The sequence below is a fragment of the Ihubacter sp. rT4E-8 genome (assembly GCF_049852125.1).
GTDB lineage: Bacteria > Bacillota > Clostridia > Peptostreptococcales > Anaerovoracaceae > Senimuribacter.
Genome location: NZ_CP187532.1, coordinates 499,285 through 521,297 on the forward strand (window position 1 = coordinate 499,285; position 22,013 = coordinate 521,297).

Genomic DNA, 22,013 nt, shown 5'->3' on the forward strand with positions numbered 1-22,013 from the left:
AAAGCTTACCAAGATGATTAATTTATGCTGCCGCTTCGGCGGAAGCCGGCGGCAGCTTTTTAATCAAAGAAAATTTGTAAAGCGGAGTTTTCCGCAGCCTGTACGGGGCTTCAGGCCGTACAAAAAAGAAAAGGAGATCAGTTATGTATCCTGGAATTCATAATTATTCTGAAATAGGTAAATTAAATAAAGTGCTTCTTCACCGTATTGGCGAGGAGGTAGAAGGTCTGGTTCCTGATAACTTTGAAAGACTGTTGTTTGACGACATTCCTTTCCTGAAGGTTGCGCAGCAGGAGCATGACAGATTCGCTGAAGTTCTCAGAGAGAACGGCGTAGAAGTTATTTATTACGTAGACGAGACTGCGAAAGCATTGAAGGATCCTGCAATTAAAGCAGAGTTTTTGAATAAGTTCTTAGATGAAAGTCATCTTAACTCCCAGGGCGTCAGGGAAGCGATCTATGATTACCTGATCAAAATGGACGAAAAAGCTATGGTAGCTAAGCTCATTGCAGGAGTTAAGAGAGATGAAATTGAGGTACAGTCTAAATCTCTGGCAGATTTCATTTCTTCTTCATATCCGTTCTATATGGATCCGATGCCAAACCTGTATTTTACCAGAGACCCTGGTGCATGTGTTGGAAACGGAATTAATATTCACCATATGAGCACGGCGACTAGAAGAAGAGAAGCTTTACTTCTGAAATACATGTTCCTGCATAATAAGGATTTTGCGCCGGAAGGCTCTCAGATCTGGTATGATTATGATCATGAGTATTCCATCGAAGGCGGAGATGTTTTGGTTCTCAATTCAGAGACTGTTGCAATTGGTCTTAGTGAAAGAACCACCGCGCCGGCAATCGAAAGATTTGCGGAAAATATGCTGAACAAGTCTACTTTCAAAAGAGTATTGGTATTTGATATTCCTAAGAGAAGAGCATTTATGCATCTGGATACCGTATTTACAATGGTTGATTATGATAAGTTTACTATTCATCCAGAAATAGAAGGTCCTCTGCAGCTGTTTGAGATTACTTTAGGTAAGGATGGAAAAGCAAACTTTAAATCCATCACAGACTCCCTGGATCATATTTTGAAACAGGTTCTGAATTTACCGGCAGTAGATCTGATTCGCTGCGGTGGCAACGATTTGATGGCTGCTCAGAGAGAACAGTGGAACGATGGTTCCAATACACTCTGCATTGCGCCAGGTACGGTTGTTACTTATGAAAGAAACTATGTAACAAACGATTTGCTCGACAAGAGAGGCGTTAAAGTTCTCACTATTCCAAGTGCGGAATTGTCCAGAGGCAGAGGGGGCCCAAGATGTATGTCTTGCCCTGTCAACAGAGATGATCTGTAAAAAACAAGAAATTTGATTATTAGGAGAAAGACAGAAATGGCAGAAAAAATAGTAATCGCCTTAGGCGGAAACGCGCTGCAGTCAGGAAAAAGTGAAGCGACTGCGGAAGCACAGCTCGCAGTAGTAAAAAAGACATGCGAATATATAGCAGACATCAGCTGCAAAGGCTATGAAATCGGATTAGTACACGGAAACGGACCGCAGGTAGGAAGAATTCTCTTAGCGTCGGAAACAGCAAAGGACGTCACGCCGGCTATGCCGTTCGACGTATGCGGCGCGATGTCCCAGGGTTATATCGGATATCACCTGCAGCAGGCATTGAAGTATGCGCTGAGCAAGAAGGGAAGAAACATTCCGGTTCTGACCGTAGCGACCCAGATGATCGTAGAAAAGAGCGACAAAGCGTTCCAGAATCCGACGAAGCCGATCGGACCTTTCTATCAGGAAGCTGAAGCAAAGGCATTGGAAGCAGAGAAAGGCTATACAATGAAGGAAGACGCGGGCAGAGGATGGAGACGCGTGGTAGCATCACCGCTGCCTAGAAAGATCGTAGAAATTGACGCGGTAAGAAGACTGTGGGATTCCTCTATTGTGATTTCCTGCGGAGGCGGCGGAATTCCTGTAGTAGAGAATGCAGACGGTTCCATGGAAGGCGTTGCGGCAGTTATCGATAAGGACTTCGCGGCAGAGCTTTTGGCAGAACAGGTAGAAGCAGACGTTTTGATGATTCTGACCGAGGTAGAGAAGGTTGCGATCAACTTCAACAAGCCGGATCAGAAGAACCTGGACAATCTGAATCTGGAAGACGCGGTGAAGTACATCGAAGAAGGACAGTTCGCACCGGGCAGCATGCTGCCGAAGGTAGAAGCAGCGATGAAGTTCGTGAGAGCATATCCGAACAAGAAAGCGATTATCACATCTCTTGACAAAGCGATTGAAGCATTAGAGGGTAAGACTGGAACAGTAATCACCTTTGCATAAAGATAAGATATAGTGACGAAAAGGCCCTGACCGGAAATCCGGTGCAGGGCCTTTGACGTATCGTGATCAAAGAATTTAAAGCTTTATAGGGTAATTTCTGCGGTTTCTTCTGCAAGCCATGCCGCGGTATCCTCGCTAACCCGCGGCGCGATTTTCGTGTAGACTTCTTTATGATATTCGTTGAGCCATGTCAGTTCTTCGGCTGTGAGCAGTTCCGGCAGAATTGCCTCTCTATCAAATGGGCAGAAGGTGATGGTTTCAAAACCGATCTGACCGCTCGGCAGATCCACGCTGAGAATCTCGTTTTCTAAACGGATGCCGTATTCGCCTTCCAGATAGACGCCCGGTTCGTTGCTGGTAACCATACCTGCATAGAACGGTGCATCATGTCCTGGCTTTTTGCTGATGGTCTGCGGTCCTTCGTGAACGCTGAGCAGGTGCCCTACGCCGTGACCGGTACCGTGGTTGTAATCAAGACCAAGTGCCTGCAACGGTTTTCTTGTCAAAGTGTCTAATTCGCCGCCGGTGGTGCCTGCAGGGAATTTTGCCATGGCAAGGTGGATGTGACAGCGGAGCACTGTCGTGTAGTGTTCTTTCATCTTCTCTGAAAGCGGCCCCAGGGCGATGGTTCTGGTGATATCGGTGGTACCGTCTGCATACTGACCGCCGGAGTCTACCAGAAGGAAGCCTTCGGGTTTGAGGGTTTTGTTTGTTTCCGGCGTTGCTTCATAGTGCACGATAGCGCCGTTAGACATATAGCCAGAGATGGTCGTGAAGCTGAGGTCATAGCAGCCGTCCTGCGCTCTGCGGCACTGTTCCAGATAGTCGGCAGCGGAAATTTCTGTAATTTCCTCTTTGCCGACGGTTTGTTTTAGCCAGTAGATGAAATTTACCATAGCTGCGCCATCTTTTAGATGGGCATTTTTGGTGCTGTTGATTTCGTCGTCGTTTTTCAGCGCTTTCATTAACGCGACAGGATTTTCCTCATTGATGATGCGGACACTTTCTGGCAGGGAGCGGACAAGCGCATAGCTGACGATACTTTCGTCTAGCAGCATGGTACCTTCTGGCAAGGTTTTGACATCTTCAAAAATCTGGAAATACGGACGCACATCTTCCTCACAGAATGTTTCGTCCATGATATATAGATAAGCATGTTCTTTTTCAATGAGGGCAAAGCTGAAGAAGACCGGCGTGTTGGCGACGTCTGCGCCCCGAACATTGAACAGCCAGGCGATTTCTTCTAACTTTGTAATCAGGTGATAGTCCGCGCCCTTGTCCGCCATATAGCTGCGGACTCTGGATAGTTTGGATGCAGCAGTTTCGCCGGTAACCGATAGCGGCAAACCGTAGATTTTGGATGGCTTGATGGCAGGGCGATCTGCCCAGATATCCCCAGCCAGGTCCAGTTCATAGCGGACTTTTGCGATTTCCTCCAGTCTGCAGCCAAAAGCGTAGTCGCAAACTCTGCCGTCAAAGCCGATGACAGCGTCTTTCGCTAAGGTATCTTTTAAGTAATCCTCGATGGTGGGCACTCCAGGTTCGCCCATCTTCATCAGACCGATGCCGCTGCCCGAAAGCTGGTCCTGCGCCTGCAGAAAATATCTGCCGTCGGTCCATAGCCATGCTTCGTCAGCGGTTACCACCAGCGTGCCGGCAGAGCCGGTAAAACCGGAGATGAATTTACGGCATTTAAAGTAATCGTTGACATACTCGGAGCCGTGAAAGTCGGTGGTTGGAATGATGTAGGCGTTTACACCCGCCTGCTGCATACGCGCCCGCAGGTCAATCAGTTGTTGTTTCATGATAAAATTTCCCCTCTTTCTATCTAAAGATACTTTTTGGTATTTTACGGTCGATGATATAGGCAGTGACGCCCATGAGAATACCGCTTGCGATGCCGCTGAACATCAAAATCGGAAAATACAGGAACATGCGCAAGTTGGATACGATGGCGGCGGCAACCAAAAGCTGCCCCATGTTGTGCGCGACGCCGCCTGCCATGCTGACGCCGACCATGCTGAACAGATCGGTCTTTTTTAAGAGCCACATGACGAGCAGGGACAGAACGCCGCCTGCCAGCGAGTAAAGGGCGCCGAACACACCGCTGAATAAAAGTCCCGCGATGAGAATTCGAATGACATTGATGACAAAGGCATAACGAAAATTCATTTCGTATAAAGCGATGACGACGACCAGATTGGCAAGTCCCAGTTTGACGCCGGGGATGCCGATGTTGAAAGGAATCATCGCTTCTACATAGGAAAAAATCAGCGCCAGACAGGCGAACATGGCGGAAAGAGCCAGCGCCTTAGTTCTGCGGGAGGTTTTGCTGATGTTAGTTTGAGACTGCATCGATTTCCCCCTCTCCGCCGATGATTTCAACCATGACTTTATTTGGCAGACAGACGATGCTCTGGTTTGCCATGGTGACTTTGCCGTCTTTGACGCACACCTGATTGTGGCAGTCAGAATAAGTCATTTGCACCGCGCCGTCTTTTATGGTAATCTTATTAAGATGATGGTTTTGCTCGATTTCTATAGTCTGGTTTTCGTGCAGGCTGTAAGTGCCGTAGTGCTGACCGTTGACCGTGACCACGGCTTTCTGACCAGCGCCGCCGGCGGCAAAGGACCACGCGGAAAGGGCAAGTCCAACCACGACCAGAACCGCAAAGAGCGCTATATCTGCTTTTTTTATGATTTTAAACATCATGACTCCTGAGGTATTTGTATGAAAAAAATTTTATTGACTATGATTGTCGTTATAATGACAACCTCTATCATTATAACACAGACGGGCTGTACAGAAAAGCCGGTATCAAAAACAAGTTATTACATGGACACGATTTGTCAGATTACGATTTACGATATGGATGGTATGGGAGAGGAAAATGCCGAGTCTGCCATTGATTCTGCCTTTGCGCTCTGTGCGGAGTACGAGTCGCTCATCAGCGCGACCAGATCGGAAAGCGACATTTATAAGCTGAACCATGCAGGCGGAAAGGCTTGCACCTGTGATCCGCGGACGGTTTCGCTGCTTAAAAAAGCGCTGCACTATGGGGAACTTTCCGGCGGCGCATTTGATATTACCCTTGGAAAGGCTGCTGCCTTGTGGGATTTTCATGATGAAAGCCCGAAAGTGCCTTCTGCTGAGGCGGTAAAGGAGGCGCTGGTCGGGGTCGATTACCGGGCGGTGAAGATTGACGGTGATGTGGTGACTCTGGAAAATCCCGGCGCGGAAATTACCCTGGGCGGCATCGGAAAAGGTTACGTGGCTGACCGCGCGGCGGAGCATCTTGAAGATCTTGGCGTCACCAGTGCCATTGTCAATTTTGGCGGCAATATCATAGCCATTGGGGATAAAGACGGCGAGCCGTTTCAGATTGGCATTGAAAAGCCGTTTACGGAGCAGGGGGAGATCATCGGGTCGGTGGCGGCAACGGATGCGACGGTGGTAACCTCCGGTATTTATGAGCGGGGATTTGAAGCGGACGGAACGTATTATCACCATATTCTGGACGTAAAGACCGGCTGGCCGGTGGAAAACGATGTGGTCAGCGTCACGCTGGTAGGCGTAAAAGGCATGTCTGCTGATTGTGATGCTATGTCTACCATCTGCCTGACGCTAGGGATTGCAGATGGGTTGGACTTTATAGAGGGCATCGACGGCGTGGAGGCCCTGTTTGTGGATCAGGATGGCGTCATAACAAAGACTTCCGGGTTTGATGGTTTTGTAGAGAAATAATTTGAATAGTAAAAAATGTAAAAAGTAGGAAAAACTTGCCTGGAATTCGTTCGGGAATATGTAACAATAGAACTGGAGGTGATTTGGGTGAGTTTTTCTATTTTAATTGAAAATGAATTGAAGGGGCAGCAGCACATGGTTCGCGAGACTTTGAATGGAATTTTTGTGCGTTCTAAATCGGGAGTGATCGGGTGAAATTCCGGCGAGTTTCTGGCGATCCTCTTGTGCAGCGTTCAAATCCGCCCCTTTATTCTGATTTCTAGACAAAAAAGGGCGGATTTGCTATTGCATTACTGCTGCTACAGTGCAATCATATCTGCAATGCTGGAAAAAAGTACTTGATAAATTTTAGATCATATGAGGCGCCGCCTTTAGATGAGGAAGTGCAATATATGAATACATATGCAAAAAAATTAAAACAAAATCTTCTAAACACATTTTTTGATATCATGAACAAATAGTATGTTGATGCCGTAATATATAGTTAAACATGAAAGCAATGAAATTGCTGCAATAGTTACCATGACAGAGCGTCTGCGACAGAGTTTTTTGGAAAGGTTTTTTGTGTAATAGCTCAGTTAAAGCGCTGATCAAGGCATCTTTTGCGGAACTTGTTTTTTACTTGTATTTAGGATGAGATATGGCGTGTAAATTTGTCATGGAATAACCTGAATTTCAATCTGCTTGATGCAGCTTGCTTCGTTTTCGACGGCAAAGGTGCCGGTGATTTCAAATTCATAGCAGTTGCCGGCGATGGAGAGTCCTTGCTCTTTGATGTACTCCTGCAGGGTTCTAATTGCCAGCAGGGTTTTGTCCAAGCCGCCGGGACAATTGATGCAGGCGTAGGTCGCCGCCGGCTTTTCAATTTGTATTTTTTCTCGATAAAAGTCCTGAGAAAGCGCATGCGTATGGTCATATTCTAATTTCGGATCCAGTCTGATGCACAGATAATCAAAATAATCGCCGCCGGTAACGGGGGCTGCAATATGTTCTTTTAAAATGATGCCGCCGCGAAAAAAATCCGCGCGGCTTTCGTTATTCATACAATAACGATAATACTGACCGATGATTTCCGTTCTTGCGGCGTCGGACAGTCTATTATCGTTAGTTCTGATGGCAGCCAATTTGCAGGCTGCCATTTTTTCGATGCGGGGTGCGAAAAACGGCAGGGCTTTGGCATGTTCCATTTCTGCCAGCGTATTTTCTACCTGGGCGGCAAGCCGCGCATATTTATGTGCTTTTTCGCGAAGTACCTGCTGCATCTGGCTGAACAATGGCATCAAAGAATAGGGGTCTTCCCGCGTCAAAAACGTCTTGATTTCTTCCAGAGAAAGGCCGGCGTCCTGCAGTACTGTAATAGAATGAAAGCGGTTCAGTTCAACAGTGGTGTAGTATCTGTAGCCGTTTTCCGTGACGCAGTAGGGTTTCAGAATCCCGATGCGGTCGTAATGAAACAGGGTGTCTTTTTTGATGCCGCAAAGGGCAGCGAACTGTCCGGTAGACAGTAGGACTAAGTCGGATTTCGTATCTTTCAAAGCATGTCTCCTTTGTGTGGTGATGGTATCTTGTTTGTGATTCTTGCCCGCGGCGAATCTGCCGCTTTAACCTCCATCAATAAAAAAATTTAATGAATTTATAAAATTCTTCTTGACTATGGGTCGACTCCATAGTTTAGGATACACCATAAAGACGACAAAGGCAAGAATGATTAGAAAAAATGAAAAGAAAGGAAGTAAGAATTTGAAAAAGCTTATCCCAGAGACTTTTACGGAATATCAGTTTATTTCCAGTCCGCTGCTTTCACCGGACGGTCAGTATACTGCTTTCGTGGCACAGACCATGGATATGGAAAACAATTGCTACATAGGAAAACTTTATGTCATCGACACAAAGGGAGGGACGCCACGGCAGATGTCGGAAAAGGACATCAAGCATTTTATATGGACGCCGGATGGGACTTTGATGTACAGCCAGCCGGCAGGGGAGAAGGATGCACCGAAGATGGCGTACTTTACCATCGACCCGGCAACCGGCGCGGAAAGCTGCGCGCAGACGATCTCTACCATGGGTGGTTTGCCTACTTTCACAGAGGATGGAAGGTGGATTATACCGGGTCAGGTGATACTGCAGGAGAAAAATCCTCGCTATACGGAAATCCGGGAGCTGCCTTATTGGAGCGACGGCAGAGGATTTACCTGCGGAAAGAGAAACGCGCTGTATCTGGTCAATCCGGAAAGGGACGAGGCGGAACTAATTACGCCGCGGCATTTTCAGGTCATGGGCACGGATTATCAGGACGGCACGCTGCTCTATATCGGTAATGAATATACGGACTGCGTTGAATTCAGAAAAGGCGTTTACATCTATGATGTAAAAACAGGGCAGACCAGCTGTGTTGTACAGCCGGGCATTTTCGATATCTTCCACGCAAATCTGTTGGATAAAGATACGGCAATCATCAGAGGCGCGAAAAAAGAAGACTCCGCTTATTCTGAAGGATTCTTCTATCGAGTTGATCTGAAGGACGGCGCTTGCACGAAAATCAGTGATTACGATAAAAAGTCTGAATTCTGCTGTATTGTCGGCGACGTTATGCTGGGGCTGGGACAGCCAAACAAAGCGCATGATGGCAAACTGTATTTTGTAACGGTAGACGGAGAATACAGCTATATCAGATCCATTGACAGAGACGGCAATCTGTCCCCGGCGCTGACCATGGATGGCGTCACTAATTTCTTCGACATCAATGATCACGGACTGGTTTTCTATGGCTACAGAGGCGATCGTCTCGGCGAACTGTATGTGCTGGAACAGGACGGCGCCGAACGGGAACTGACCCGCCTTAATGATGCGGTCTTGGAACAGTATCACATTGCGGAGCGAATTCCGATTTCCTTTACGGATGCGGACGATGTGGAAATCCGCGGCTGGGTCATGCCGCCGGCAGGCTATGAACCGGGCAAAAAGTATCCGGCGATTTTAAACATCCACGGCGGACCGAGAGGCACCTGGGGCGCGGAGTTTAACCACGAAATGCAGGTTTGGGCAAATGCAGGATATTTCGTTCTGTTCTGTAATCCGAGAGGAAGCGCCGGCAGAGGAGACGCTTTCGCGGATTTGAACCTGGGTATGGGCAATGTGGACTATGATAACTTTATGGCATTTGTAGATCATTGCCTTGCCAAGTGGCCGGACATCGATGAGAAACGCCTGGGGGTTGCCGGCGGCAGCTACGGCGGTTATATGGTCAACTGGATCATCGGTCACACAGACCGGTTCGCGGCAGCGTCTTCTCAGCGGAGTATTTCAAACTGGGTATCCATGGATGGACTCAGCGATATGGGCTATTATGCTAACGGATTGCAGTTCGGAGGCTTTTTAGACACCCATGCAGAACATCTTTGGGATATTTCTCCGCTGAAATACGCCCACAATGCGGTAACGCCGACGATCTTCCTCCAGTCAGAGGGAGACTACCGCTGCCCGATGGAACAGGCGCTGCAGATGTATGCGGTGCTCAAGCGCAAAGGCGTAGAGAGCAAAGTGATTTTGTTCAAAGGCGAAAGCCATGGGCTTTCCAGAGAAGGACAGCCGCAGAACCGGCTGACTAGAATGCATGAAATCCTGGACTGGATGAATCGTCATCTGCAATAAAGAAGAAATGCGAGGAAATACGATGAATATACAGAAATTATGGACGTGGATCGATCAGAATGGGGAACGCTTTGAGGCTGTCAGCGACGCAGTCTGGGGCTTTGCAGAGACCTGTTTTACAGAGTATCAGTCCTCGAAACTCCAGCGAGAGGTGATGGAACAGGAAGGCTTTCGGATTACCACGCCGGTTTGCGGCATGGATACGGCTTTTATCGCAGAATATGGAAGCGGCGCGCCGGTGATCGCCTTTTTAGGAGAAAATGACGCGCTGCCTGCCCAGAGTCAGTGTGCAGATGTGGCGGAACCAAAACCGCTGACGCCCGGTGGAAACGGTCATGCCTGCGGGCACAATTTGCTCGGTACAGGCAGCATGGAGGCAGCCTGCGCGGTAAAACAGTATATGGAAGCGGAAGGCATTTCCGGAACGATTCGTTACTATGCCTGTCCTGCAGAGGAAGGCGGCGGCGCTGGAACTTCTGACTGTACCGGGAACCTTAGAAGAAGCAAAAAAAGACCATCAAAACAGGCAGACAGGATTACGGCGCTTTTGATGATTTTGTCTATTTGGGCAGAGGCATTGCGGGAATCACGGTGGAATGCTGGGATTTAGATATTCGCGCGGGGTTGCCGGGTAAATGGCAGCGGCCGATTATGTCGGAGCCTGCGGAACTGCATCTTGCTTATGAGAAACAGCAGCTTGCCTGGATTGATGAACATATGGGAACGGACGTGTTTAAACCGTGGGCAAAAGTCGACCATCCGCAGCTTGGCGAGGTAGAAATCGGCGGCTACGATATCAAGTATTTGATGCAGAATCCGCCTATTGACTATCTGCAGGAGGAAATGGAGCGGTGCACCCGCTTTACACTGCGGCAGATTAAAACGCTGCCGAGAATTGCCTTTGGAGAAGTGACGGTTTGCGGCGCAGAACAGGATTATTATGAAATTACGGCGGAGGTACAGAACTTACGGTATTTCCCGACCAATATGACAGAAATGGCGAAGTCTCTCCGCCTAGTGAAAGAAGATATGGTGTTCCTGAAAGGAGACGGCATCGAATTTATTTCCGGAAGCGGTGCGCAGCCCATTGGATTTTTGCCGGGCATGTCCGGCGTGCACGCGGCAAATCTGTTCGGAGAATTTATGACCATGAAAAAGCCTTTGGTAAAGCGGCTCAGCTGGAAAATCAAGGCGGCAGCAGGTACGAGACTTTCCCTTGAAGCCAGCAGTATGCGAGGCGGCAAGGCTGAAAAAGAGATTGTTCTTCCATAGAAAAGAAGTTTTATGGATCGCAATATTGCATTTTTAAGGAGGAAAAAAATGAGTAAAAAAAGTGGCTCAATGAGCATTGGACAGATTATCGCCTACACTTTCGGCGGCGTCTTTGTAACCATGAGCTGTATCGGCGACCAGTTCGGTCTGTTCTTTATGACTGACTTTGCCGGCGTAAAAGCTGGCGCGGCAGGATCTATTCTGGCAGTAGCGACCATTGTCGGTTCGTTTATGGACCCGATTGTGGGCGGACTTGTCGACCAGACAAACACAAAGATAGGAAGATATCGGCCGTGGCTGATCATCGGCGGGCTGGTGATGGCGCTGACTATGATGATGCGTTTTACCCCGGCGCTGGTGGACAGTGATTCCGGACGCGTTATCTTCTACGGATTGGCAACGCTGCTGTTCGTCATGTCCTTTTCTGCAGTCTGCGTGCCTTGGCAGGGGATGATTTCGTCTATTACGATGGACTATAACAGCCGGAATATTCTGGTTGCGGCTCGTGCCATTTCCGGTGCTTGCGTAGGCAATATCATTCCGATGATTATTTTCAAATCCATCGATATGCTGGGCGGCGGTGTAAGCGGCTGGTGGAAATTTGTCATCATCGCGATGTCTATGGGTTACTGCGCCGTGCTATTCTGTCAGTGGGGCGTCAGAGAACTGGATAAACCGTAGACTGTGGCAGTTTCCGGCGGTGAAGAAAAAGTAAAGAAAGAGAAATTCAGCTTTGCAGCCATCGCAAAAGTCCTGAAAAGCAGACCGGTTTTATTCCTGGCGTTGGCTATGGTGCTGAACAACGGAATTTTTACCCTGGGCACTGTTGTGGAAATGCATTTCTATAAGTATATTTTGAACGATGTATCTGTCCTGGCAAAGGCAGCGGCTGTGACACTGCCGATTACGATTATCTGCTCCTTCCTGCTGCCGTTTGTACTGGCAAAGGTAGATAAGAGAACCGTAATTGTCATTGCAGCAGCGCTCAATGCTGTGAAACCGCTGTATATCATCTTCTTTAGCGGATCACTGGATACTAATGTAATCATCGCACTGGTTCTGCTGCAGCGTGTAGGATTGCAGTTCTTCCAGTATTCTCTGTATGCGCTGGTTCCGGATTGTGTTGACTTTACCCAGTGGACCACAGGTGTCAACGCGGCAGCGCTCATCAGTTCCATCGTGTCTTTCTCTCAGAGATTTTCAAGAGCAGTGGGACAGGGTGTTGCAGGCTGGCTTCTGGGACTTGCCGGTTACGTGCAGAATGCTGATGTGCAGCCGGAAAGCGCGCTCAACGCGATTACCAACATGAGCGGTATCATTCAGGCAGTCGGTCTGGTATTGGTCGTGCTTCCGATTATTTTCTTCCCGATCAGCCGTAAAAAGAGCGATCAGATCAGAGCGGAACTGATGGAACGGGAAGAAGCGGGGAAGGCTTGCTAAGCGGAAGATTCTGTAGTATTCTGACCGTATAGGAAAAACGGCGGAGAAAGGCGGCGCTGTCATGAAGAACAGGAAACGAACTCTTACATATTTTGAAATCTTCGCATATGGAACAGGCGGCATCTTTATCAATCTGGCAGGTGTCTGCGATCAGTTTGGCATGTACTTTTTAACCAATGTCGCCATGCTGCCTGCGGCGGTTGTGGGCAGCATGATGATGCTGGGAACGATCTTTGATGCGGTCAATGATCCTATTATCGGCGGCATTGTAGACCGGCATCAGTCACGCATCGGCAAATACAGACCATTTCTGCTCTTTGGTGGATTTCTTACCGCAGTGGTGTCAGTGCTTCGATATATGGTGCCGGATTTGGATCAGACTGGAAAAATTGTGTATTACATGATTCTGCTCTGTCTGTTCAGCGTTGGATTTACCACCTGTACACTGCCATGGCAGGCGATGATGAGTGTTTTGACGCCGGATTATCACGAGAGAAATGTGCTGCTTTCAACGAGAAGCATCAGCGGTAATTTGGTAGGCATGCTGATCAACGGCATCATCCTGACCTGTGTTGCCCGTTTGGGCGGCAACGAGGAAAACGGTTGGTGGAAGTTTATGGCGATTGCGTGGCTTGTGGCAATTCCTTTTATTCTGCTTTGCCAGTACGGCATGAAACGGGTGGATTACAAGGATGCGCTGCCAAGTCCGCCCAGACAGCCGTTTTTCAGCAGACTGCGAGGGCTGCTTTCTCATAAACCGGTACTGTGTCTGAGCGCTGCGGTTGCAATTTCTTCGATCGTCATTTCGCTGTCCAATGTGTGCGAAATGTACTATTATGAGTATGTGCTTCATGACACCGGCGTGTTGGCGAGAACGTCTGTATTCGGCGCGCCAGTGACCATTGCATGCGCACTGCTGATGCCGTTTCTGCTGAAGTGGATTGATAAACGACAGTTAATTCTCATTGGCTTTGCGGTCAGTCTGGTGAAACCGACAGCCATTGCAGTATTCGGCACAGCCCTTTCTGCAGATTGCGTGGTAGTCCTGATTATCATTTCCCGCGCCGGTACGGCGCTTTTATCGGCGGCGATTTACGCCTGGACGCCGGAGTGTATTGACTGGGTCAACTATAAAGAGGGCGTAGCGTGCGCGGGTCTGATTACGGCGGCTTCCACCTTTATGATGAAGCTGGGCAGGGCGTTGGGACAGACTATGGCAGGCTGGTTAATGTCCATTGCGGGATTTTCCGCGGGGGCAGAAATCACCGGCAGTGTGGTAGCGCAGATTCTGCGCATCAATGGGATCTACCCAATCATCGGACTTTGTCTGACCATGGTGCCGATTCTGTTGTTTCCGATTTCTCATCGGCAGGCCGCAGAAATTCGCGATGAACTGGCGGCGCGGAAGTAAAAAAATAAGGCATAGCCTTTGGCGGGATTTTGTGTGACCGCTGGGGCTGTGCCTTTTGTGTTGCTTTATGTTTTTTGATAGGTGGGTGATAGAGTAATAGGTGGTTGTGCAGGAACAGACGGTAACTGCCCGATTTGCACAACTTTAAGGACTTTGGTTATCATACAGTTGTGCAGATTTCATGATACAGCATTCATTTGCAAAACTTTTACCCTTTTTTATCTTCTATAGTTGTGCAATTTACGAGAGATTAGCACGTTCTGCACAACTTCAAGGTATTTGACTGGCATAAAGTTGTGCATAGGCATGAATTCAAGCAAGTATTTGCACAACTTTGACCTTATTATTTTGCGATGGGTTGTGCAAATCGATGATGATTATGGTTAGTCTGCACAACTTTGATTTCCATTTTCACTTCCATTTTGATTTCCGTCCTGCTCGCCGGTCAGGTTCTGCAGCCAGACGCCCTTTTTGACCAGGACGAATCCGATGGCGCATTTGATCAAATCCAGCGAATGGTCGATCAGGAAGACCAGCACCACAGGCAGACTGGTAAAGCGAACCATGATGGTGACCGCAGGAATGGTGCAGACCCACAGGAACATACTGTCAAAGAGGAAAGTGATGATGGTTTTGCCGCCGGAACGCAGGGTGAAGTAGGACGCGTTGATAAATCCGAACAGCGGCGCGGACAGTCCTTGAATCTGGATGAACCGCATGGCGATATGCTGGATTTCCGGGGCAGTATTGTAGAGCTGCGGAAACAAAGGCGCGATGAGGATGAGAAGAATTCCCGTAATCACGCTGCAGAACATGGAAAAGGCGATGAGCTGATTGTCTTCCTCCCGGGCTTTTTCCAGCTTTCCCGCGCCAAGCAGCTGTCCTACGATGATGCCCACAGAGCCGCCCAGAGACGCGAAGACCACGTTGGTAACATTGCTCAAAGTATTTGCGATGTTTTCCGCGGCGACGACGTCAAGCCCCAGCACGGAATAGCACTGCGCCAGGAAAGCCAGCGCCAGCGCCCAGAGCAGTTCGTTGAAAAACAGCGGCGTAGCGACGCGCAGCAGCTGTCTGACAAGTCTTGCAGGTACATGGAGACTGCAGTAGAGATCTTTGATGAAAGGAAGCTGTTCTGTATGTTTATGTGTCCATATCACGATGATGGCAAGTTCAACAAAGCGGGAAAGTACGGTAGCAATAGCGGCGCCTGCAACGCCCAGAGCAGGCGCGCCGAACTTTCCGAAGATCAGAATATAGTTGAAGACCAGGTCTACAAGGACGGCAGCGATGCCGCTAATCATAGGCACGACAGTTCGCCCGGTTTCGCGGAGTGTACTGGCATAAACCTGTGACATGGCGCTGGGCAGCATACCGATGAGCATAATCAAAAGGTAGCTTCTGCCGTAGGTTAAAGTGGCGGAAAGGTCGCCGTGACTTTCTCCCTGATGGAGAAATGCTTCGATTAGCGTGCCGCCGAAAGGAATCAGAATTAGCGCGGCAAGCAGGGTCAAAATCACGCTGCAAAGAATTTTGAAACGCATCGTATGACGCAATCCGTCGTTATTTTTGCTGCCGAAAAACTGAGCGCCCAAAATGCCGGCGCCAGCTACAGCGCCGAACACTGCCATATTAAAGACCAGGGTCAGCTGATTGGCGATGGAAACGCCGGACATCTGCTCTGTACCCACCTGTCCTACCATGATATTGTCCAGCATATTGACAAAGTTGGTAATACCGTTCTGCAGCATAATCGGGACGGCAATGAGAAGCACTTTCTTATAAAACGCTTTGTCCCCGATGAGCTTCAGACGTTTCGGATGATTGTTCTGTTGTAACTGCTGCATGCTTTTGCCCTCCTCGCTTGTAATACGTGAATATCAGTATATCACAAAGGGTGTAGATTGTATACAGGATATTGGGAAATATATCATGTATCTTTAGCAGGTGCGCCATAATTGAATCATTTCGGCGATACAATTCTCCATATCGTTTAGAGGAATTTGGTTGTAATAGAAAATCAAAGCGGCAGTATCCTGATCAGTCAGACTGGCCGCCGGTTGAACGTTTAAGCCGATAGAGCGGGCGCCTTCTGAGAGCGCTGACGGAGATTTTTTAGTGCGGACCTTCAAAATTATGTTGATGCCGGAATTGGTGTTGGTTGGCGTTACAAAGCCGCTGCCAAAGCGCGTGAAAGCGCTGATAGCGGTTTGCAGTTTTTGCCCGTAAAGCTTGCGTAGTTTTTTGATGTTGGTGTAATACAGGCCTTCTTCCATAAAGAGTGCAAGTGTCAGTTGTTCTGTTTTGGAGCAGGTCTGGGTATAGTCGGTTTTAATGGTATTGAAAATTTTCAACATGGTTGCCGGCAGCACCATATAACTGATTTTCACAGCCGGGAACAGGGTGGAGGAAAAAGAACCCAGATATACAACGCGACCTTCGTCATCAAGCCCCTGCAATGCGGGTACTGGTTTACCAAAATAACGCAGTTCACTGTCATAATCGTCTTCCAGAATATAGCTGTCGTTTTCCTTGGCCCATTCAAGCAGCTGATAACGCTTTCCTACCGGCATGACGGAGCCTGTAGGAAACTGGTTGGAAGGGCTGACGTACACGGCGGAAGGAATATTGGTCGGAAGCTTTTCAATGCGAATTCCATCCCCTGCTACGGCAACCTTGGTGATACTGAAGCCGTGATCGCGAAAAATGTTTTGCACAGGGAGATAACCTGGATCTTCTGCAGCAATATGATCGATACCGATTTTTCGCAAAATTCGGCAGAGATGGGATGTAAGCTGTTGCGTACCTGCTCCGATGACAATTTGTTCGGGGGTTGCAATGACGCCGCGGGAGGTATAGATATATTTGGAGATTTCAAAGCGCAAAGCGCCTTCCCCCTGAGGATCGCTTTCAAATAGAAGCAGATGAGAGTAATCGTTCAGTACCCTGGACATACATTTTTTCCATTTTGCGAAATTGAAGCAGGACAGGTCGTGTCTGTAGGGAGACCCCTCGACAGTAAAGGAGGACAAATCTAGGCCATGATTTGCGGTCTTTTCACGATTTGCATTGTCTCCCGCTATATCGGCAACATAGTAACCGGACTGTGGTTTACTAATGATATATCCCTCTACAACAAGTTGGCTGTAGGCAAGCTCTGTGGTAGTGATGCTGATGGATAAATCAGTGGATAATCGCCGCAGCGATGGCAGCTTTTCTCCTGAAGACATCGTACCACGAGTAATTTCTTCTTTAATATGGCGATACAACTGTATATATAATGGCGTTTTTGAACTGTCATGAAATTCTATAGTAATCGGCTTCATTTTCAGCAAGACCTCCTATTTGTATATATATAAATAATATTTTTTGACTGTTTTAAAAAGTTCACTTTAATGCTATTATAGTATCATTGAAAAGAAAGTCAATAGAATGGAGACAGACTTATGATTGGAAATGCACAAAATAATAGAAATAAAGTTATGACAACAGTTATGACGGCTTTGATGATGTGTCTTGTTATGATCGCCACAATGTTCATTAAAATTCCCATTCCTTTCACACAAGGATATGTGCATTTAGGGGATTCCATGATATTTCTTTCTGTATTGATTTTGGGAAAAAAGAATGGAACGGCAGCTGCAGGTCTGGGATCTGCTTTGGGCGACATCCTGGGCGGTTATGCCTTTTGGGCGCCATGGACTTTGGCAATTAAAATGCTAATGGCGTATATCATGGGCGCTTTTCTGGAACACGCGGGAAGGCGTGACAAAGAAAAAACAAAGGATTTCAGAATATCAGGAGCTGAGATAACAGGTATGATTCTTGCCGGAATAGAAATGGTGATCGGATACTATGCCGCTTCAGCGATTATGTATGGCAATCTTTTGACGCCGTTGCCAAGCGTACCATGGAACATCGGGCAGTTTGTTGTGGGTATGATCATTGCTGGTATACTGGCACAAACCCTATATAAAACTTCATTAAAAAAGTATTTTTTATAATGATGATATTGTAAGTTAAAATGGAGGCAGATGCTTTGAACATACTGTTTCCATTTTTTATTTTTTTGTAAGAAATCCAGTTGCCATATACTACATATAGTGATATAATTATCCGTGCAACAATATATAAAGTGTATATCGGAGGAAAAAATGGCGATTTCTGAAATTAGTAAAAATGCTTTAACCGTGCTTGAAAAGCGGTATTTAGGAAAGGACGAAGACGGCCGCCTTATTGAGACCGTGGAAGGGATGTTCCGCAGAGTGGCGGATACCATCGCCGCGGCGGATGCCAAATATGATACGACAATCGATACCAGGGCGCTTAGCGATCAGTTTTATGAACTGATGACGGATTTGCGTTTCCTGCCGAATTCACCGACATTAATGAATGCGGGCAGAGTGCTGGGACAGCTTTCGGCGTGTTTTGTGCTGCCGGTAGAGGACAGCATGGAGGGGATCTTTGATTCTGTTAAAAACGCCGCGCTGATTCATAAGTCCGGCGGCGGTACTGGATTTTCTTTTTCCCGGCTTCGGCAGAGCGGTTCATCGGTTCGATCCACAGGCGGCGTAGCCAGCGGTCCGATCAGTTTCATGAAAGTATTCAACGCGGCAACGGAGGCGGTGAAACAGGGCGGTACCAGAAGGGGCGCCAATATGGGCGTGCTGCGAATCGACCACCCGGATATTTTAGAGTTCATCAACTGCAAGGCAGATAATAAGGAAATTACCAATTTTAATATCAGTGTAGGCATTACGGAAGCTTTCATGGAAGCGGTGGAAAACCAAAGTGACTATGATCTCATCGATCCGAAGACGAAGCAGGCTGTGGGACATCTCAGCGCAGAAAAGGTCTTTGATCTGATCGTAGATCACGCGTGGAAGAACGGCGAGCCGGGCATCATCTTTTTGGACAGGCTCAATCGGGACAACGTGACCCCGACCCAGGGCGAAATCGAGAGTACCAATCCTTGCGGGGAGCAGCCGCTGTTGCCGTATGAAAGTTGTAATCTGGGTTCTATCAACCTGGTCAAGATGCTGCGAAAGACTTTGACCGGATATGAATTTGATTTTAGATTGCTGGGCGAGACCGTGGAACAGGCGGTGCATTTCCTGGACAATGTCATCGACGCCAATAATTATCCGCTGGAAAAGATCGGAGAGACGACCCGTGCATCCCGTAAAATTGGGCTGGGTGTCATGGGCTGGGCGGACGCCCTTTTGATGCTGGGCATTCCGTACAACTCCAACGAAGCGGTAGAACTTGCTGAGCGAGTGATGGGATATATCAACACGACAGGTCATGCGGCAAGCAGCAAACTGGCGGAAAAGCGCGGCACATTCCCGCTGTTTTCTGTCAGCACCCTGAAGGACGGCGCGGCAATGCGAAATGCCACGGTGACGACCATCGCGCCGACCGGCACTTTGTCCATCATCGGCGGCTGCTCCTCCGGCGTGGAACCAGTATTTGCTTACGTGTTTATCCGCAATATCATGGACGGTACGGAGATGATAGAGGTAAACCCGGTACTGACGGCAAAGCTGAAAGAACTGGGACTTTATAGCGATCGTCTGCTGCGCAAAATTGCTTCGGAGGGCACCATTGCCCACTGTGAAGAGATTCCGCAGGAAGTGCGCGATGTTTTCGTCTGCTCCCACGATATCAAACCGATCGATCATATCAAGATGCAGGCGGCGTTCCAGCGTCATACGGATAACGCAGTATCGAAGACGGTCAACTTTCCGAAAGAGGCGACCAGAAATGAAGTGCGTGACGTATACCTGCTGGCATATAAGGAAGGCTGCAAGGGTGTAACGATTTATCGCGACGGCAGCAGAGAAGAACAGGTGCTGAACATCGGCAAGGTGAACCGGGAAGGTCAGCCGGCTGTGGCAGTGGCTTGTCCGGAATGCCAGGAGGAACGGTTTGGACATATCGAACCGCGTCCGCGTCCTGATGTAACCCGCGGATTTACGGAAAAGATGCGAATTGGATGCGGCAGCCTTTATGTGACGACCAACTACGACGAAAACGGGATCTGCGAGGTCTTTACCAGCACGGGCAAAGCGGGCGGCTGTCCGAGTCAGAGTGAGGCGACCGCCAGACTGGTTTCAGTAGCGCTGCGCAGCGGGATTTCGATTCAGGAGGTCTATGACCAGCTGAAAGGCATCCGGTGTCCGTCTACCATCAGACAGCAGGGCATGAGCTGTACGTCCTGTCCGGATGCCATCGCTAAGGTGATCATGAAGGTTTCCAAAATCATTGAAGACCAACCGCGTGAAAAAGCATCTTACGAAATGCCGGCGGAACAGGCTGTTCCGCAGAAGCATCCGATTGTACCGGCGTCAGCCAGTGAAATTCACGTGTGTCCGGAATGCGGCAATGTGGTAGAACATGAAGGCGGATGCGTCATCTGCAGAAACTGCGGATTCTCCAAGTGCGGCTGATAAAACAGACTAAATCCCACAGAATCTAAAATTTTGTCTGTAGTGATTCTTGCAGATCATTTTTGTGCATTTGCCTTGAATTGATAAAAACGCCTATTGCAATGGAGGGTGTCTGGTGTTAAGATAAAAGTACAATTAAAAAAGGGAGCTCATAGTAATGGGCTGAGAGGGAGCTAATACTGCTTCGACCTGCAACCTGATTTGGATAATGCCAACGTAGGGAAATATGGACGATTTACTGCCAATGGACCTGCGGGGACATTGGCAGTTGTTTTGTTTTTGCGGCAGCTGCGAAATATCCGTTGACTTGAAGGAGGAGATTGAATAATGAGAAACTATGCAACACAGATGGAAGCTGCCCGCAAAGGGATCGTGACGCCGGAGCTTGCGGCGGTGGCGAAAAAGGAACGAATGACAGTTGAGGAACTGATGCCTTTGGTGGCGTCTGGCAAAGTGGCGATCTGCGCCAATAAGAATCACAAATGTATTGATCCGGAGGGGGTTGGTTCTATGCTGCAGACGAAAATAAACGTAAACCTGGGTGTCTCCAGAGACTGCAAGGATATGAACGTAGAGTTGGAAAAGGTCATGGCGGCGGTTCATATGGGCGCCCATGCGATTATGGATTTATCCTCTCACGGAGATACAATTCCATTCCGTCGCAAACTGACGGCGGAATGTCCTGCCATGATTGGAACGGTGCCGGTCTATGACAGCGTGATTCATTATCAGCGAGATCTGGATACGCTGACCGCAAAAGATTTTATCGATGTAGTGAGACTGCATGCGGAAGACGGCGTGGATTTTGTAACGCTGCACTGCGGCATTACGAGAAAGACCATCGAGCAGATCAAAAAGCATAAGCGGAAGATGAATATTGTTTCCCGCGGCGGCTCTCTGGTTTTCGCATGGATGACCATGACTGGCGAAGAAAATCCGTTTTATGAATACTTTGATGAAATTTTGGACATCTGCCGTGAATATGACGTGACGATTTCTCTGGGCGACGCCTGCAGACCGGGCTGTCTTGCCGACGGTTCTGACGTTTGCCAGATAGAGGAATTGGTACGTCTTGGTGAATTGACAAAACGCGCTTGGGAAAAGGATGTGCAGGTCATGGTGGAAGGACCGGGACACATGCCGATGGATCAGATCGCTGCCAACATGAAGCTGCAGCAGACCATCTGCAGCGGCGCGCCGTTCTATGTACTGGGACCGATTGTGACAGATATTGCACCTGGTTATGATCACATCACATCTGCTATCGGCGGCGCCATCGCGGCAGCTTCCGGCGCGGCGTTTCTCTGTTATGTAACGCCTGCTGAGCATCTGGCACTGCCTAATGTAGAGGACGTAAAGCAGGGCATCATCGCCTCGAAGATCGCAGCCCACGCAGGGGATATCGCAAAAGGCGTTCGCGGCGCTCGTGAAATCGATGACCGGATGGCTGATGCACGCCGCGCGCTTGATTGGGAAGCCCAGTGGGCATGCGCCATCGACCCGGAAACAGCAAAGGCAATTCGTGATGACAGAAAGCCGGAGCACGACGACACCTGTTCCATGTGTGGAAAGTTCTGCGCCGTACGCAGCATGAACAAAGCTCTGGCAGGGGAGCATATTGATATATTGTAATAGGCGGCGCTACGAGAAGGCTGGTTAATCTGCACCATCCATGCCTTTTGAGGAGGATTTGGTGCAGA

Annotated in this window: 16 protein-coding genes, 1 pseudogene and 1 riboswitch; of the genes and pseudogenes, 11 read left to right on the forward strand and 6 right to left on the reverse strand. The window is 48.5% G+C overall.

The features are described from left to right. The first annotated feature begins 143 nt into the window (after nt 1-143). Both arcA and arcC read left to right on the forward strand, forming a co-directional pair. Complete coding sequence (gene arcA / locus ACPW7J_RS02520; protein WP_161874270.1) at nt 144-1,361, forward strand: arginine deiminase; 1,218 nt, start codon at nt 144-146, stop codon at nt 1,359-1,361. A 36-nt stretch (nt 1,362-1,397) separates the two neighbouring features. Further along, on the forward strand, nt 1,398-2,342 hold the full coding sequence (gene arcC / locus ACPW7J_RS02525) for a carbamate kinase (RefSeq protein WP_425755358.1): 945 nt from the start codon (nt 1,398-1,400) through the stop codon (nt 2,340-2,342). An 83-nt stretch (nt 2,343-2,425) separates the two neighbouring features. Here arcC and ACPW7J_RS02530 read toward each other — a convergent pair whose 3' ends face one another. Genes ACPW7J_RS02530 through ACPW7J_RS02540 form a run of 3 tightly spaced genes read right to left on the reverse strand, consistent with a single transcriptional unit; the run spans nt 2,426 to nt 5,055 of the window. After that, a complete protein-coding gene (locus ACPW7J_RS02530) occupies nt 2,426-4,147 on the reverse strand; it encodes an aminopeptidase P family protein (protein WP_425756339.1) in 1,722 nt (573 codons plus the stop codon). Between the two features lie 19 nt (nt 4,148-4,166). Next, nucleotides 4,167-4,697 (reverse strand): Gx transporter family protein, encoded by a 531-nt coding sequence (locus ACPW7J_RS02535; RefSeq protein ID WP_425756341.1) that lies wholly within the window; start codon nt 4,695-4,697, stop codon nt 4,167-4,169. Then, nucleotides 4,681-5,055, reverse strand: coding sequence for a NusG domain II-containing protein (locus tag ACPW7J_RS02540; RefSeq protein ID WP_425756343.1), 375 nt, complete (start codon nt 5,053-5,055; stop codon nt 4,681-4,683). The genes ACPW7J_RS02535 and ACPW7J_RS02540 overlap by 17 nt, the downstream gene beginning before the upstream one ends. Nucleotides 5,056-5,073: 18 nt before the next feature. Between ACPW7J_RS02540 and ACPW7J_RS02545 the strand changes: the two genes are divergently transcribed. Next, complete coding sequence (locus tag ACPW7J_RS02545; RefSeq protein WP_425756345.1) at nt 5,074-6,087, forward strand: FAD:protein FMN transferase; 1,014 nt, start codon at nt 5,074-5,076, stop codon at nt 6,085-6,087. A 656-nt stretch (nt 6,088-6,743) separates the two neighbouring features. On the opposite strand, the gene ACPW7J_RS02550 is transcribed toward ACPW7J_RS02545, so the two are convergent. Continuing rightward, entirely contained in the window at nt 6,744-7,622 is an 879-nt protein-coding gene (locus ACPW7J_RS02550) for a MerR family transcriptional regulator (RefSeq protein ID WP_161873606.1), read from the reverse strand. 205 nt (nt 7,623-7,827) lie between these two features. On the opposite strand from ACPW7J_RS02550, the gene ACPW7J_RS02555 reads away from it, so the two are divergent. The 5 genes and pseudogenes from ACPW7J_RS02555 to ACPW7J_RS02575 all read left to right on the forward strand — a co-directional run bounded on the left by ACPW7J_RS02555 (nt 7,828) and on the right by ACPW7J_RS02575 (nt 13,864). Then, a complete protein-coding gene (locus ACPW7J_RS02555) occupies nt 7,828-9,741 on the forward strand; it encodes a S9 family peptidase (RefSeq protein ID WP_425756347.1) in 1,914 nt (637 codons plus the stop codon). Between the two features lie 22 nt (nt 9,742-9,763). Next, complete coding sequence (locus ACPW7J_RS02560; protein WP_425756349.1) at nt 9,764-10,351, forward strand: M20/M25/M40 family metallo-hydrolase; 588 nt, start codon at nt 9,764-9,766, stop codon at nt 10,349-10,351. Then, complete coding sequence (locus ACPW7J_RS02565; protein WP_425756351.1) at nt 10,306-11,013, forward strand: hypothetical protein; 708 nt, start codon at nt 10,306-10,308, stop codon at nt 11,011-11,013. The genes ACPW7J_RS02560 and ACPW7J_RS02565 overlap by 46 nt, the downstream gene beginning before the upstream one ends. A 156-nt stretch (nt 11,014-11,169) precedes the next feature. After that, nucleotides 11,170-12,453, forward strand: a pseudogene (locus ACPW7J_RS02570) (MFS transporter). A 61-nt stretch (nt 12,454-12,514) separates the two neighbouring features. Further along, a complete protein-coding gene (locus tag ACPW7J_RS02575) occupies nt 12,515-13,864 on the forward strand; it encodes an MFS transporter (protein ID WP_425756352.1) in 1,350 nt (449 codons plus the stop codon). 383 nt (nt 13,865-14,247) lie between these two features. Here ACPW7J_RS02575 and ACPW7J_RS02580 read toward each other — a convergent pair whose 3' ends face one another. Both ACPW7J_RS02580 and ACPW7J_RS02585 read right to left on the reverse strand, forming a co-directional pair. Continuing rightward, nucleotides 14,248-15,711: an MATE family efflux transporter gene (locus ACPW7J_RS02580; protein WP_425756354.1), complete on the reverse strand. Its 1,464-nt coding sequence runs from the start codon at nt 15,709-15,711 to the stop codon at nt 14,248-14,250. Between the two features lie 93 nt (nt 15,712-15,804). Next, on the reverse strand, nt 15,805-17,190 hold the full coding sequence (locus tag ACPW7J_RS02585; protein ID WP_425756356.1) for a PLP-dependent aminotransferase family protein: 1,386 nt from the start codon (nt 17,188-17,190) through the stop codon (nt 15,805-15,807). A 120-nt stretch (nt 17,191-17,310) separates the two neighbouring features. On the opposite strand from ACPW7J_RS02585, the gene ACPW7J_RS02590 reads away from it, so the two are divergent. The 3 genes from ACPW7J_RS02590 (at nt 17,311) to thiC (ending at nt 21,945) form a co-directional block, all read left to right on the forward strand. Beyond that, on the forward strand, nt 17,311-17,868 hold the full coding sequence (locus ACPW7J_RS02590) for an ECF transporter S component (RefSeq protein ID WP_161873598.1): 558 nt from the start codon (nt 17,311-17,313) through the stop codon (nt 17,866-17,868). 150 nt (nt 17,869-18,018) lie between these two features. Further along, nucleotides 18,019-20,313, forward strand: a complete 2,295-nt coding sequence (locus ACPW7J_RS02595) for a vitamin B12-dependent ribonucleotide reductase (protein WP_425756358.1) — start codon at nt 18,019-18,021, stop codon at nt 20,311-20,313. A 131-nt stretch (nt 20,314-20,444) separates the two neighbouring features. Continuing rightward, a riboswitch (TPP riboswitch) is annotated at nt 20,445-20,554 on the forward strand. A gap of 86 nt (nt 20,555-20,640) precedes the next feature. Beyond that, a complete protein-coding gene (thiC, locus tag ACPW7J_RS02600) occupies nt 20,641-21,945 on the forward strand; it encodes a phosphomethylpyrimidine synthase ThiC (protein ID WP_161873596.1) in 1,305 nt (434 codons plus the stop codon). Nucleotides 21,946-22,013: the final 68 nt, after the last annotated feature.

Excerpts from the sequence above, each read along its gene's own strand:
- arcA (WP_161874270.1), top strand. The coding sequence starts at position 144 with ATGTATCCTGGAATTCATAATTATTCTGAAATAGGTAAATTAAATAAA.
- arcC (WP_425755358.1), top strand. The coding sequence starts at position 1,398 with ATGGCAGAAAAAATAGTAATCGCCTTAGGCGGAAACGCGCTGCAGTCA.
- ACPW7J_RS02530 (WP_425756339.1), bottom strand. The coding sequence starts at position 4,147 with ATGAAACAACAACTGATTGACCTGCGGGCGCGTATGCAGCAGGCGGGT.
- ACPW7J_RS02535 (WP_425756341.1), bottom strand. The coding sequence starts at position 4,697 with ATGCAGTCTCAAACTAACATCAGCAAAACCTCCCGCAGAACTAAGGCG.
- ACPW7J_RS02540 (WP_425756343.1), bottom strand. The coding sequence starts at position 5,055 with ATGATGTTTAAAATCATAAAAAAAGCAGATATAGCGCTCTTTGCGGTT.
- ACPW7J_RS02545 (WP_425756345.1), top strand. The coding sequence starts at position 5,074 with ATGAAAAAAATTTTATTGACTATGATTGTCGTTATAATGACAACCTCT.
- ACPW7J_RS02560 (WP_425756349.1), top strand. The coding sequence starts at position 9,764 with ATGAATATACAGAAATTATGGACGTGGATCGATCAGAATGGGGAACGC.
- ACPW7J_RS02575 (WP_425756352.1), top strand. The coding sequence starts at position 12,515 with ATGAAGAACAGGAAACGAACTCTTACATATTTTGAAATCTTCGCATAT.
- ACPW7J_RS02580 (WP_425756354.1), bottom strand. The coding sequence starts at position 15,711 with ATGCAGCAGTTACAACAGAACAATCATCCGAAACGTCTGAAGCTCATC.
- ACPW7J_RS02585 (WP_425756356.1), bottom strand. The coding sequence starts at position 17,190 with ATGAAGCCGATTACTATAGAATTTCATGACAGTTCAAAAACGCCATTA.
- ACPW7J_RS02590 (WP_161873598.1), top strand. The coding sequence starts at position 17,311 with ATGATTGGAAATGCACAAAATAATAGAAATAAAGTTATGACAACAGTT.
- ACPW7J_RS02595 (WP_425756358.1), top strand. The coding sequence starts at position 18,019 with ATGGCGATTTCTGAAATTAGTAAAAATGCTTTAACCGTGCTTGAAAAG.
- thiC (WP_161873596.1), top strand. The coding sequence starts at position 20,641 with ATGAGAAACTATGCAACACAGATGGAAGCTGCCCGCAAAGGGATCGTG.